Consider the following 12,834-nt stretch of genomic DNA (forward strand, 5'->3'; position numbering starts at 1 on the left):
ACCGACGAGGCGGGCGCCGGTGCCAGGCCGGACCGGCGGCGCTCCAGGAGCGAGTTGACCATGGGCGCCGACCGTACGGACGCCCCGATAAGCGCCGGATAAACGAGCTACCCGGCGAGCTCCTTGACGAGCCAGTCGAGGATCGCGTCGATGGGGTCGCGCCACGCCGCGTCCAGCATCAGGTCGTGCCCCATGCCGGGGAAGAGCAGCGGCGCGCCACCGTAGCGGGCCGCCGTGCGGTCGAGGGCCTTGCGGGTGACCACCCGGTCGTCCGGGCTGCCCAGGACCAGCACCGGCGGCGATCCCACCGGGGCGGCGGGCTCCGGGGCGGTGACCAGCGACCGGGCCACGGCAGCCGGCGTCCGGGTGAGGCGTTCGAGGTGCGCGTCCGGCGCCTCCGCGCTGAACAGCTGCTTGCGGCTCAGCGTCAGCGCCCCGCCGAACAGCGCCGGCAGGGTGCCGAGCGGGTTGACCCGCAGCGCCGCGCCGAGCGCCGGCCGGCCGTGCAGCACCGGCGCCGCCAGCACCGCGGCCCGGGCCGGATACCGGGCGAGCGCGTGCGCGACGACGAGCGCGCCGGTGCCGTGGCCGACCAGCACGGTCTGCCGGGGCAGCCCCGCGGCGACCTGGACGACGTCGTGCATGTACGCCCGCAATGACCCGTGCTCGCGTGGCGTCAGCGCGTACGCGGCGAACCCTCGCGACGCGGCATGCCCGAGCCAGTGCTCGCGGAACGCCCACCCGCCGTGGCCCAGCCCGGGCACGAACAGCAGCGGCGGTTCCCCCTCGTCGGGGTGCGGCAGGGCGCTGAACACCTCCCGGCGCACCGGCGGCACCGGCGATGTCCAGTCCTCGAACCGCAGCAGCCGTGAGCTCATGAGGTCGCCTCCATCCGGTCCAGGAGGTCGCCGAGGGCTCGCAGGTAGCTGGTGAAGCCGACCTCGAACCAGTGCCGCGACGACGGCACCACGTGCAGCCGGGTCCACGACCGCAGCGGCCGCGTCGACTCCTTCTGCTGCACCAGGGCGGCGCGTTCCGGGTCGGTGTCGCGCAGCCGCAGCCAGCGGGCCACCGCGACGCTCTGCCAGTGGGCCAGCGGGAACAGCCCGGCGTCGGCCTGCACCAGCCCGACCACGGCCAGCGTCGGGTGCCGCCGGGCGAACGCGTGCAGGTGCAGGTCCGGCTTGCCTTCCTCGTCGGCGTCGAGCAGCTCCGGGGCGAGGAAGTCGAAGCGCGGCAGGTAGCCGGTGGCCGTGACCACCACATCGGGTTCGACGCGGCGGCCGTCGGCGAACTCCACCGTGGAGCCCTCGAGCCGTACGACGTCCGGGACCGGGGTGATCCGCCCGTGGCCGACGTAGTAGACGAGCTGGCTGTTGACGACCGGGTGGCTCTCGTACGGGCGGTGGTCCGGCGCGGGCAGGCCGTACCGGGTGACGTCGCCGACCGTGAGCCGGAGCGTGCGGTGGTACAGCCACTGCCGCACCCGCAGCGGCAGGCGCAGCTGGAGCAGCTTGGCGTTGACCTGGTCGGCGGGGCGGCCGAAGACGTACTTGGGCGCGTACCAGTAGCCGCGCCGGGTGGAGTGCCAGACGGTGGTGGCCTGCTGGGCGGCCTCGACGGCGATGTCGCAGCCGGTGTTGCCGCCGCCGATCACCAGGACCTTGCGGCCGCGCAGCTGCGCCGGATCCTTGTACGCCGCTGCGTGCATGATCCGGCCCCGGAACGCCGACGCGTCGGCGGACAGCGGCTTCGGCGACCAGTTGTGCCCGTTGGCGACCACGACCGCGGCGTAGCGCTGGACCCGCTCGGCGCCGCCGCCGGTGCTGCGTGTGGTCACGTCCCAGCGGCCGTCGCCGACCGGGGTCACGGACACCACCTCGGTGCCGAACCAGATGCTGTCGCGCAGGGCGAAGTGTTCGGCGTACCGCTCGAGGTAGGTGAGCACCCGGGCGTGGTCGGGATAGTCGGGCCAGTCGTCCGGCATCGGGAAGTCGGGGAACTCGGTGAGCGGGCGGGACGAGATCAGGTGGGTGCCGGCGTACACCGGGCTGCGGTCGTGCCGCCAGTTCCAGGCGCCGCCCACCGAGGTCTCACGCTCGTAGCAGTCGACGGAGAAGCCCTGCTCGCGCAGGTTCTTGACCGATGCGAGGCCGCTGGCGCCCGCGCCGATCACGCAGACCGCGTCGTGCCGGTCGGCGATGTCAGGGGTGTCGTGCACCCGGGAATCCTTGCAGAACGCGGCGTACGCCCGGAAGAGGCAAATTCCCGGTTGACCGATCCCGTCGCGGCGGCAATAGTTAGGCTCGTGCCTAAGTATTACGACGAGCTCGACGCCGTCCTCCGCGCCCTCGCGGATCCGACGCGCCGGGCCGTCGTGGAACGGCTGGCGAAGTCCCCGGCCGTCGTGTCCGACCTCGCGGCACCGTTCTCCATGGCGTTGCCGTCGCTGATGCAGCACCTGCGGGTCCTGGAGGACGCGGGCGTCGTCACGTCGGAGAAGCACGGCCGCGTCCGCACCGTGAGCCTGCGACCGGGCGCCCTCGACGTGCTGCACCTGTGGCTCGACGAGCAACGAACACCCGCGGAGCGCCAGGCCGACCGGCTCGGCATCCACCTGGCCCGCACCGAAGGAGAAGGAAACCTGAGATGACCCGCGTTCGCATCGACATGTTCGCCTCGCTGGACGGCTACACCTCGTCCGGCGGCACCCCGGAGAATCCGATGGGCGAGGACTGGGGGCGCCTCACGGCGGCCTGGGCCGCGACCCGCACCTTCCATGAGCGGATCTTCGGCGACACCAGCGGCAAAGGCACGACCGGCGTCGACGACGCCTACGGCGCCGCGCACTTCGAGGACATCGGCGCCGAGATCATGGGCGCCGGCATGTTCGGCCTGCACGCGTACCCCGACGACCCGGAGTGGAAGGGCTGGTGGGGCGACCGGCCGCCGTTCGGCACCCCGGTCTACGTCCTCACCCACACCGCGCCGCGCCCCTCGATCGAGATGCAGGGCGGCACGACGTTCCACTTCCGCAACACCGCGATCGAGGACGTGCTCGCCGAGGCGGCCGAGGCGGCCGGCGGCCGGGACGTACGCGTCGGCGGCGGCGTGAGCACCGCACGGGCGTTCCTGCGCGCCGGGCTGGTCGACGACCTGCACGTGATGATCGCCCCGATCCTGCTCGGCCGGGGCACCCGGGTGTGGGACGACCTGCACGGCCTCGAGCTCACCCACCAGGTAAAGACGGAAGTCGCCGAGAGCGGCACCATCCACGTCACCTTCACGCGACAGGACGACAAGTGACGATCGAACGCCGGCTGGCCCACGCCGGATTCACGCTGACCCGCGACTACCCCGCCGCCGTCGAGCGCGTCTGGTCCGCATTCGCCGACGAGCAGGAGAAGCTGTCGTGGTGGGGCGCCGGCGACGCCATGGAGCCCGCCGAGTGGGCGTTCGACTTCCGCGTCGGCGGGCGGGACGTCGCCGAGGGGAAGTTCCACGACGGTCCGGTCTCGCGGTACGTGGCCACGTACACCGACATCGTCGAGCACCACCGCATCGTCACGACGTACGACATGTGGCTCGACGGCGTGCACATGTCCACCTCGGTGGCGTCGCTGGAGTTCGAGCCGATCGGCGACGGCACCCGGTTCACCCACGTCGAGCACGGCGTGTTCTTCGACCAGTTCCGGGCCGACGACAAGAACCGCGAAGTGGGCACCCGCGGCCTGCTCGACGCCCTCGGCCGCTATCTCGCGTGAGGCGTCAGTTCCCGGGCAGCACGAGGTCAGCGACGACCGGCAGGTGGTCGCTGGCCCGGCGGGCCGCCTCCGACTCCACCACCTCGTAGCGCGACACCTCCACGTCCGGCGACACGAACAGGGCGTCCAGGCGGAGCCGGGGCAGCGTCGCGGGAAACGTCAGGGGGGCACCCCCGGCCGACTCGGCCGTATCCACCAGGCCGTCCGCGACCGTGCGCCACGCCCCGCCGCCCGGGCCCTCGTTGAGGTCGCCGCCCGCCACGAGCGGACCCTCCACCTCGGACAGCGCCTGCTTCCACAGCGCCGCCTGGTCGGGGCGTTCGGTCGGATCGGTGGCCAGGTGCGAACCGGAGACGGTGAAGCGGCCGCCGTGCACCGAGCAGTTGGCGAAGGCCGCGCCGCGCAGGTGGCGCCCCGGGGTCAGCGGATAGCGCAGGCACCAGGTGTCGTGCACCCGTACGCGCAGGCTGACCAGCAGCAGGTTGCCCAGCGACGGCAGGCCGCCCGCCGCGACGACCATGCCGAAGTCGTCGGCGAGGGCCGCGCACTTGTGCCGCCAGCGGAACCGGCGCGGCGCCTCCTGCACGATGACGACGTCCGGGGCCAGCTCACGGACCAGCCCGGTCAGGGCCGCGCGGTCGTCGCGCAGCCCGTGCACGTTGTAGCTCAGCACCCGCAGCGGGACCCCGGCCACGTCGTCCCCCTCAGATCCGCCGGGCCAGGTCGGCCGCGCCCAGCACGCCGGCCGTGTTGCCCGTCTCGGCGGCCCGGATCTCCGCCACCGGGAAACGGCCCCGCTGGGCCAGCTGCTCCCGGTACGTGCGCTCGGTGGGCCCCATGAGCAGGTCGCCGGCGTCGATCACGCCGCCGCCGACGATCAGCAGCTGCGGGTCGAACGCCTGCGCCAGGTCGGCCATCGCGACGCCGAGCCAGTAGCCGATCTGCGCGAACGCGTCCCGGGCCACCCCGTCGCCGCCCTGCGCCGCCTCGGTGATCATCCGGCCGGTGATCTGCACCGGGTCTCCCCCGGCCAGCTCCAGCAGCTGCGCCGCGCGGTCCGGCTCCTGCCGTGCCCCGGCGCGGGCGAAGCGGACCAGCGCGTTGCCGCTCGCGTACTGCTCGAGGCAGCCGAGCCGGCCGCAGCCGCAGGGGTGGCCGCCGTTGACCGACTGGATGTGGCCGAGCTCGCCGGCGATGCCGTTCGCGCCGCGCCACAGCGCGCCGTTGAGGACGATGCCGCCGCCGATGCCGGTTCCGACGGTGATCATCACCATGGAGTCGTCGGCGTCCCGCGCGGCGCCGAAGCGGAACTCGGCCCACGCGGCCACGTTGGCGTCGTTCTCCAGCACCGTCGGCAGCCCGACGGCCTTCGAGACGTAGTCGCGGACCGGCTCGTCGCGCCAGGCCAGGTTGGGGGCGAACAGCACGGTCGCGCCGGCCGCGTCGATCCAGGCGGCCGCGCCGATGCCGACCGCGGTGGCGCCGGGGTGCAGGGCGGCGAGCTCGGAGGCGACGGCCACGATGGTGTCCCGCGTACCGGCCGGGTCGTCCGCCGGGGTCTCGCGCCGCGTGTGCGAGAGCACGGTCCCCCGGTCGTCCACCACCCCGCCGGCCACCTTCGTGCCGCCGACGTCGATCCCGATGGTCAGCGTCACGCTGCCCGTCCCCTCTGTTGTGTCACACCGCGTCGTCGCCGGGGGCGTCGTCGCCCGCACGGCTGCCGCGGTCCTCGGCCGGAGCCGGTGTCCCATCTGCCGCCACATCATGATCTACGCTGCCGCTTCCCGCCACGCCGGTTTCGCCGTGCGACTCCGCTTTTGCGTAGTTCGCGACCGCGGCAGCCCACGGATCCGAGAGGCGAGTCACGGATTTCGGTGCCATCGATTCTTCGGTACGGGGCTCCTGGTCACCAGCCGCAGGACCTGTGTCCCTTCTCGCCGTGGGCGCGGCCTCGCGCGACGCGCGCTCGGCGGGGCGCGCTGCGGCTTCGTGCCCGGGCTGGGCCGGGCTGCGGGTCGCCGCACCCCAGGGGTCGGCGTTCTCGTCGATCGGGGGCTCCGCGACCGGGGTGTGGTCGGTCGCGGCGGCCCAGGCCTGGTCGGGGGTGGGTTCGGGGCGGGTGGCGGGCTTGGATTGCGGCTTGGGGTTGGTGACGCTCGAGATCGTGGCGAAGGCTCGCATGATGCCGGCCACCCCGGTCGCGAGCTCGCCCGCACCGGCGGCCAGGCGCTCGGCGGTGTGCGGGTCGGGATCGCGCACGGCGGCTATCGCGCGGCAGATCGGGCAGACGCAGCACTCCGCCGTGCCGGTCGCCCACCCGGTGCTGCTCTTGTGCTGCCGTGACCCCGTACCCGTCAAAAGCTTGAACACCTCGCCCAGGCCGGCCGAATCGCTGCCCTGCGCCATCGCGAGCAGCGAGGCGACCAGCTTCTCGGCCTCCTGGCGTGCCGAACCCGTGCTTCCCGTCATCGTCCCCAGCCCCTCACCGGCGCTCGCCGCGGACGGCCGTCATGCGCGGGCGAGGCTCTCGACCCGGCGCTTCAGCTCCTTCAGCGCCGTGTCCATGATCATCTTCTCGGCCTTGCGCTTGAACATGCCGAGCATGCCGATGTTGAGCTCCACCTCGAGCGTGTACGTCACCGTCGTCGTGCCGTCGCCGGCGTCGGTGAGGTCGTACGAGCCGTCCAGCGATTTCTGCATCTTCGACGGTGCCACGAGATGCCACTCGATGCGCGACAGGTCCTCGGCGTACGCGTACTCCAGCGTGTAGTCGTCGGCGAGCGGACCGGCGTCGATGACGAACCGGACCTGTGCCGCGTACCCGTCCTCGTACTCCTCGAGGACCTCCACCTGCTTCATCGCGTCCGCCCACTCGGGGTAGCGGGGGAAGTCGCAGATCACCGCGGCCACCTGATCGAGGGAGGCCTGGACCTGGATCGACTGCGTCGAGCTGTCCGCCATGGCTGGCAGGCTACCCCGTGCCGCCCGCGATACCGACGAGCCCCGGCCGCATCGGCGATGGGCCGCCGGGCGGCGGTCCGGCTACGATCCGTCACGTGCCAGCCTCAGCCAGCGCTCCCGTGCGCGTCCACCCGCTCGCGGTGGCGGCCCGTCTCGTCATGCTCGCCCTCGTCGCGGCGCTCACCCTGATCGCCACGCAGGACGCGGGGCAGCTGCGCTGGATCGCGTTGCTGCTGGTCGCGGCGCTGCCGGCGTTCTTCGCCCCGGACCACCGCATCGCCGCGCCGCTCGGGCGCCTGGCCGAGGTGGCCGTCACCGGGCTCGCGGCCGGCTCGGTCGCCGCGGCCGCGAACATCCGCGGCACCGTCGACGCCGGGTTCGGCGCCGAGGCCGTGCTGCCGTACCTCGCCGTGCCGCTGCTGACCGCCGCGCTGCGCCGGCGACCCACCGAGGGCGCCGCCCTGCTGGGGGTCGCCGCGGTCGCGATGGTGATCGGCGGCGTGATCGTCGAGGACGGCGACACGATCATCACCCAGGCCGGCTACCTCGCCGCCGGCGGGCAGTGGCTCGTGCTCGGCGCCATCGTCACCTTCGCCGCCGACACCATGCGGCAGCTGATGGCGCCGGCCGAGAACACCCCCCAGCCGTACGCGGAAGCCACCCGCCTGCTGACCCAGCTGCGCAGCGTCGCCCGGTCCCTGCCCGGCGCCACGCTCGACCCGGGCGGCATCTCCGAGCACCTCCTCGAGGAGCTGCGCGTGGTGGCCCCCGGGCACCGCGCGGCCGTGCTCTCGGCCAGCGGCGGCGGCCGGCTGGTGGTGCTCGCCCAGACCGGTGCCGAACGCGTCGACTGGGAGGTCACCCTCGACGCCGACTCCGCCATCGCCGACGCGTGGGCCACCCAGCAGCCGCAGACCGCCTCCCGCTCGCAGGCGCGCTCGCACCGGGGCGGGGACGCGTCCTCACTGGTGGTGCCGCTCGTCGCGGGCGTACGCACGATCGGGCTCGTGATCCTCGAGGCGGACGTGCCCAGCGCGTACCCGTCGGCGGTGATCTCCCGGGTGACCGAGGTGACCGGCCCGGCGGCCCTGCGGCTGGAGGCCGCGCTGCTCTTCGACGAGGTCCGCTCGCTGGCGACCAACGAGGAACGCCAGCGGCTGGCCCGCGAGATCCACGACGGCGTGGCGCAGGAGCTCGTGATGGTCGGCTACGGCATCGACAACGCGCAGGCGACGCTGCCCGAGGGCGCCGAGGAGACCGCCGAGGAGCTGCGTACGCTGCGCGGCGAGGTCACCCGGGTGATCACCGAGCTGCGGCTGAGCCTGTTCGAGCTGCGCTCCGAGGTGGACCGCAACGGCGGCCTGGCCGCGGCGATCGCCGAGTACGCCCGCACCCTCGGCACATCGGCCGGCCTGCGCGTGCACTTCACCTTCGACGAGTCGACCGCCCGCCTGCCCGCCGCCACCGAGGCGGAGCTGCTGCGCATCGCCCAGGAGGCGATCACCAACGCGCGCAAGCACGCCGGCGCCTCCAACCTGTGGGTGACCTGCACCGTCGACCCCCCGTACGCGGAGATCGAGGTCTCCGACGACGGCAAGGGCTTCGCCGACGACCGGCCCGACGGCCGCTACGGCCTTGCGATCATGGCGGAGAGAGCGGAACGTATCCGTGGCCGTCTGGAGATCCGGCCGCGACACCCCAGCGGGACAACCGTAGCGGTAGTGCTCGGAACCTCCGCTCGGCGCGATAGCGTGCGGGATAGCGTTTCCGCACCAGAAGGGGAGTAACCCGAGCATGTCGACCAGTCCGATGCCGACGACCCGCACCAAGGTGCTCCTCGTCGACGATCACGACCTGATCCGTAAGGGGCTGCGGCACGCGTTCGAGCGGGACCGGCAGTTCGAGGTGGTCGGCGAGGCTGCCACGGCCGCCGAGGCGGTCCGCCAGGCCGGCGCCCTCCAGCCCGACGTGGTCATCATGGACCTGCGTCTGCCCGACGGCAGCGGCCTCGAGGCCACCCGGGCCCTGCGCAAGAACAACGCCAACATGGGCATCGTGGTGCTGACCATGTACGCGGGCGACGACCAGCTCTTCGGCGCCCTCGAGGCCGGAGCCAGCGCGTTCGTCCCGAAGACCGCCCCGGCCGACGAGGTCGTCGCGGCAGCCCGCCACGCGGCGTCCGCACCGAGCGCCTTCACGGCGGCCGACCTCGCGGAGGCGATGAAGCGCCGCCTCGCCCCGTCCGGCCCCCAGCTCTCCCCCCGCGAGGGCCAGGTCCTGCGCCTGCTCGCCGACGGCATGAGCGTGGCGGGAATCGCCAAGCAGCTGTTCGTCTCGGAGTCCACGGCCAAGACGCACATCTCGAAGCTGTACGAGAAGCTCGGAGCGGCCAACCGGGCCCAGGCGCTGATGACGGCGCTGCGGCTGGGGCTGCTCGAGGCACCGGACGCACCGAAGTTCTGAGGGGTCACCCCTCGCGCGCCGCTCCGCCCGTCACCGGTCCCTGGTGGCGGGCGGCGCTGCTTGCGGCCGGGGTGGACGCCGAGCCGGCGCTCTGCGGCGCCCGCCGTTCTTTGACCGCGCTTTCTCCCGGACTGTGCTCTCTTCCCGGCTGTGTTTGCCTGCGCGCTGCTCCCTCGAGCGCTCCCCCTTCGTGCCACGCCGTCCTTCTCCAGCCCCTCGTCGCCCGGCCCCGCGCGCTTTCGTCCGCGCCTACCCGGGACTGCGCGGACCGCACGGCAGGGTGACGGATCGCCTGTCCCGGCAGGATCCGGGCAACTTCGGCGTTTCTGGATTTCTCGGGGCCGTCGGGACGTCCCGCCCTCAGACGCGACGTGTGGTGAGCCGCCGGATCCCCAGATAGGCCTCGCATCCCAGGCACAGCCCGAACGCGGCGTTGAGGAAGGCCGCCAGCAACGCGAACGCCGCGAAGATCAGCCCGACCGCCGGCGCCCCGGCCAGATAACCCACCGCCGCCACGCCCACGAACAGCAGCCCCACGAGCTGCGCGAACCGCACGGGCGCCGCATCCTCGCGCTCGGCGGGCGGCCCCAGCCGGGGCGCGACCAGGCCACGGAAGAGCACGGCGTACGGGCCGCGGCGCGGATCGGCGGCCGTGATCGCGAAGACCACCGCCTGCGCGGCCGCGAGCCACCCCCAGCCGGTCGCGAGAACGACGACGAGCACCACGCTGGTCACCGCCGCGGCGAACCGCGGACCACGGGCATCGAGCTGCATGCCGAGGACTCTCGCACGCCACGGCGCCGTCGCCACCGTGATTGCCATCACCGGCCAGAAGGTGCCAAAGACCAGCTCAGCCGCCGGCGCGGACGCCGACGGTCGAGTCGGCGGCGCTGACGCCGGCGATTCGTCAGCGGGGCGGCAGGAGGTCGGCCACGGCGGCGATCAGGTGCGGTTTGCCGGGCACCCCGGTGGCCCGCTTCGCCACCCGCCCGTCCGCTCCGACGACGAGCAGCGTAGGCGTCTTCCAGATGCCGAGCGCCCGCACAGCGTCGAGATGGCTCTCGGCGTCCACCTCGACGTGCCGAACCCCGTCGAGCATGCCGGCCACCTCGGCACTCACCCGCCGCACGGCCCGGCACGGCGCGCAGAACGCGGTCGAGAACTGCAACAGCGTCACGTCCCCGGCCCGCACCCCGAGCGCATCCAGCAACTCCGGATCGATCCGCTCAACCAACCCCGGCTGCCGCGCGGCAGCGTCATCACGCACGCCGCGGACTTCACTCTCAGCCGGCACGCCGACGGCCACCGGGCCGTCATGAACCACCGGGCCGTCATGAACCACCGGGCCGTCACCGACCACCCGGCCGCCATCGACCACCGCGCCGCCCCCCGGAAGGCCGGCCACCGTCCGGATACGACCGTCGGCCGAGCGCCGCCACAATCCCGCGGCCAAGCCGACGACCAGCACCGCGGCGACGGCGATCAGCCCGGGAATCTGCATGCCTCCCACTCTGGCACGCGCCCCCGCCGCCCTCCACGACCTGCGACGCGGCTCACGGCGCCGGCTGGTACGCGCTCGCCTGCAGCGTGAACAGCTGCGCGTAGATCCCGTCCCGGGCCATCAGCGACCGGTGATCCCCCTCCTCGACCAGCTTCCCGTGGTCGAGCACGTAGATCCGGTCCGCCTCCCGCACGCTCGCCATCCGGTGCGTGATCAGCACGACGGTACGGCCGGCTGCCAGCTCCCGCAGCCGCAGGTACACGTCGTGCTCGGCGCGGGCGTCGAGGTTCGCGGTGGGTTCGTCGCAGATGAGCAGCGGCGCGTCGCGGAAGAACGAGCGGCTCACGGCCAGGCGCTGCCACTGCCCGCCCGACAGGTCGGCGCCGTCGGTGAAGTGGCGGGACAGCAGGGTCTCGTACTCGCGGGGCAGCTCCATCACGAACTCGTGGGCGTCGCCGGCCCGGGCTGCCGCCTCGACCTGTAGCATCGCGGCGCTGCTGTCGTACCGTCCGATCGTGATGTTGGTCCGGGCCGAGAACGGCCAGCGGGTCGGTTCCTGCATGACCACCGCCACGCGCCGGCGCACGGATTCGGGGTCGAAGTCGCTGAGGTCGCGGTCGTCCCAGCGGATGTGGCCGGCCTGCGGGCGGTAGAGGCCCGCGAGCAGCCCGGCCAGGGTGGACTTGCCGGACCCGTTCTCGCCGACGAGGGCGACGATCTCGCCGCGGCGCAGGGTCATGCTGACGTCGCGTACGGCGGGCCGCTCCGCGTCCGGGTAGCTGAACGTCACGTCGTCGAGGCGGATCTCGGCGAAGCCGGTGGGGGCGCTGCGGCCCGTGAACGCCTCCCGCCGCTCGCGCGAGAGCTCACAGAAGCCCTCGAAGTCGGCGAAGTAGAGACCCTGTTCGAAGACCCGGTTGGCGCTGTAGGCGAGTTCGGTCAGCTTCCCGATCCCCATGTTGATCGCGTACGCGGCGGCGCCTCCGGCGGCGAGATCCATCCGGCCGGTCCACAGCAGCCACAGCAGCACCGCGTACGTGAGCCCGGTGGCGAGCCCGCTGAGCGGGTTGCCCACCAGCGTGGTACGCACGCGCCGCTCGGACAGCCGGATCTCCTGCAGCGTCGCCGCCGCGAGCAACCGCTTGATCTCCGCCAGCAGGAACTCGCGTACCGTGAAGGCCCGCAGCTCCGGGGCGGACTCACGCGCGGCGAGCAGCTCGGCGAGCATCCGCTGCCGCCGCCACACCGCGATGAACCGCAGCATCTGCCGGTATCCGAGCCGGGCCGAGCGCACCGCGGCCCACGCGATCGGTACGACGGCGAGCACGAGCAGCGGCAGCAGCACGGGATGCAGCACGGCGAGCACCCCCGCGGCGGCGGCCAGTCCGATGAGGTTCGTACCCAGCTCGATGGCCCGGTCCACGAGCATCTCGGCGGCGTTGATGCCCCGGTCCCGGGCCCGTTCCATGGCGTCGCGCCAGCCCGGATCGTCGAACGTGGACAGGCCGACGCCGGTGGTGAGCTCCAGCAGCTGCATCTCCGCCGCCTGGAAGACCTTGGGCGTCAACCGCCCGTTCGCCGCGGCAGCCGCCGACGCCAGGGCGCCGCGCAGGGCGACGGCCCCGACGAGCAGAAGCAGCGACGGTATGGCGGCCCGCACCCGTTCAGGCGTCGGCCCTTCCCGCAGCAGCCCGTCGAACACCCCGACGACACTGATCAGCCCGGCGGCGCTGGCGAAACCACCGAGCACCTGGAACACGACGACGGCGGCGGTGCTGCCGGGGCCGGCCCGCCACGCCAGTGACCACGCGGACCGCAGCAGCCGCGGCAGCCGCTTGAACATCCGGCTGAAGCTGGTGTTGGCGGCCTCCTCGGTGCTGGTCAGCCAGTACGGCAGGGCGAGATCGTTACCCTCGCCGGCGATGTCCGTCGCCCCTTCACCGCCGGTACCCTCCACCGCCCGCTCACGGCCGCCGGCGCTGTCAGCGGGCGGGCCGGCGGACTCAGCGGGCGGCCCGGCGGACTCACCGGGCGGCCCGGCGCTCTCAGCGGGCGGGCCGCCCACCGGGTCGTCAGCTCCGCCGGTGAGGTCCGCGTCCTGCCGGGTGGCGTCCTGCATCAACGGCTCCCGTCCCGAGGGCTCTC

General features: G+C 73.3%; 14 protein-coding genes. 5 read left to right on the forward strand and 9 right to left on the reverse strand.

What is annotated here, in order from left to right; translation table 11 throughout:
- Positions 1-107: 107 nt before the first annotated feature.
- Positions 108-878, reverse strand: a complete 771-nt coding sequence (locus tag COUCH_RS30105) for an alpha/beta hydrolase (RefSeq protein ID WP_249608582.1) — start codon at positions 876-878, stop codon at positions 108-110.
- A complete protein-coding gene (locus tag COUCH_RS30110; protein WP_249608583.1) occupies positions 875-2,221 on the reverse strand; it encodes a flavin-containing monooxygenase in 1,347 nt (448 codons plus the stop codon). The genes COUCH_RS30105 and COUCH_RS30110 overlap by 4 nt, the downstream gene beginning before the upstream one ends.
- A gap of 87 nt (positions 2,222-2,308) precedes the next feature.
- Between COUCH_RS30110 and COUCH_RS30115 the strand changes: the two genes are divergently transcribed.
- Genes COUCH_RS30115 through COUCH_RS30125 form a run of 3 tightly spaced genes read left to right on the forward strand, consistent with a single transcriptional unit; the run spans position 2,309 to position 3,764 of the window.
- Complete coding sequence (locus COUCH_RS30115; RefSeq protein ID WP_249608584.1) at positions 2,309-2,653, forward strand: ArsR/SmtB family transcription factor; 345 nt, start codon at positions 2,309-2,311, stop codon at positions 2,651-2,653.
- The gene (locus tag COUCH_RS30120; protein ID WP_249608585.1) at positions 2,650-3,306 is read left to right on the forward strand and encodes a dihydrofolate reductase family protein; all 657 of its coding nucleotides are present in this window, start codon (positions 2,650-2,652) and stop codon (positions 3,304-3,306) included. The genes COUCH_RS30115 and COUCH_RS30120 overlap by 4 nt, the downstream gene beginning before the upstream one ends.
- Positions 3,303-3,764 carry an SRPBCC domain-containing protein gene (locus COUCH_RS30125; protein WP_249608586.1) on the forward strand — a complete coding sequence of 154 codons (462 nt, stop codon included), beginning with the start codon at positions 3,303-3,305 and terminating at the stop codon, positions 3,762-3,764. Before COUCH_RS30120 ends, COUCH_RS30125 begins: the two co-directional genes overlap by 4 nt.
- A 4-nt stretch (positions 3,765-3,768) precedes the next feature.
- Here the strand turns inward: COUCH_RS30125 and COUCH_RS30130 are convergent, their stop codons facing one another.
- Genes COUCH_RS30130 through COUCH_RS30145 form a run of 4 tightly spaced genes read right to left on the reverse strand, consistent with a single transcriptional unit; the run spans position 3,769 to position 6,725 of the window.
- Positions 3,769-4,458 (reverse strand): endonuclease/exonuclease/phosphatase family protein, encoded by a 690-nt coding sequence (locus tag COUCH_RS30130; protein ID WP_249608587.1) that lies wholly within the window; start codon positions 4,456-4,458, stop codon positions 3,769-3,771.
- 10 nt (positions 4,459-4,468) lie between these two features.
- Positions 4,469-5,419, reverse strand: a complete 951-nt coding sequence (locus COUCH_RS30135; RefSeq protein WP_249608588.1) for an ROK family glucokinase — start codon at positions 5,417-5,419, stop codon at positions 4,469-4,471.
- A 22-nt stretch (positions 5,420-5,441) separates the two neighbouring features.
- Positions 5,442-6,233 carry a hypothetical protein gene (locus tag COUCH_RS30140; RefSeq protein ID WP_249608589.1) on the reverse strand — a complete coding sequence of 264 codons (792 nt, stop codon included), beginning with the start codon at positions 6,231-6,233 and terminating at the stop codon, positions 5,442-5,444.
- Between the two features lie 39 nt (positions 6,234-6,272).
- The gene (locus COUCH_RS30145; protein ID WP_249608590.1) at positions 6,273-6,725 is read right to left on the reverse strand and encodes an SRPBCC family protein; all 453 of its coding nucleotides are present in this window, start codon (positions 6,723-6,725) and stop codon (positions 6,273-6,275) included.
- Positions 6,726-6,820: 95 nt separating this feature from the next.
- Here COUCH_RS30145 and COUCH_RS30150 point away from each other — a divergent pair, with 95 nt between their 5' ends.
- Positions 6,821-8,512, forward strand: coding sequence for a GAF domain-containing sensor histidine kinase (locus COUCH_RS30150; RefSeq protein ID WP_430640834.1), 1,692 nt, complete (start codon positions 6,821-6,823; stop codon positions 8,510-8,512).
- 7 nt (positions 8,513-8,519) lie between these two features.
- Positions 8,520-9,188, forward strand: a complete 669-nt coding sequence (locus tag COUCH_RS30155; RefSeq protein ID WP_023359837.1) for a response regulator transcription factor — start codon at positions 8,520-8,522, stop codon at positions 9,186-9,188.
- Positions 9,189-9,548: 360 nt separating this feature from the next.
- Here COUCH_RS30155 and COUCH_RS30160 read toward each other — a convergent pair whose 3' ends face one another.
- The 3 genes from COUCH_RS30160 to COUCH_RS30170 all read right to left on the reverse strand — a co-directional run bounded on the left by COUCH_RS30160 (position 9,549) and on the right by COUCH_RS30170 (position 12,808).
- Complete coding sequence (locus COUCH_RS30160; protein WP_249608591.1) at positions 9,549-9,962, reverse strand: DUF4395 domain-containing protein; 414 nt, start codon at positions 9,960-9,962, stop codon at positions 9,549-9,551.
- A 133-nt stretch (positions 9,963-10,095) separates the two neighbouring features.
- The gene (locus tag COUCH_RS30165; RefSeq protein WP_249608592.1) at positions 10,096-10,689 is read right to left on the reverse strand and encodes a TlpA family protein disulfide reductase; all 594 of its coding nucleotides are present in this window, start codon (positions 10,687-10,689) and stop codon (positions 10,096-10,098) included.
- A 52-nt stretch (positions 10,690-10,741) separates the two neighbouring features.
- A complete protein-coding gene (locus tag COUCH_RS30170) occupies positions 10,742-12,808 on the reverse strand; it encodes an ABC transporter ATP-binding protein (RefSeq protein ID WP_249608593.1) in 2,067 nt (688 codons plus the stop codon).
- Positions 12,809-12,834 lie beyond the last annotated feature (26 nt).

It is taken from the genome of Couchioplanes caeruleus, assembly GCF_023499255.1.
Classification (GTDB): Bacteria; Actinomycetota; Actinomycetes; order Mycobacteriales; family Micromonosporaceae; genus Actinoplanes; species Actinoplanes caeruleus_A.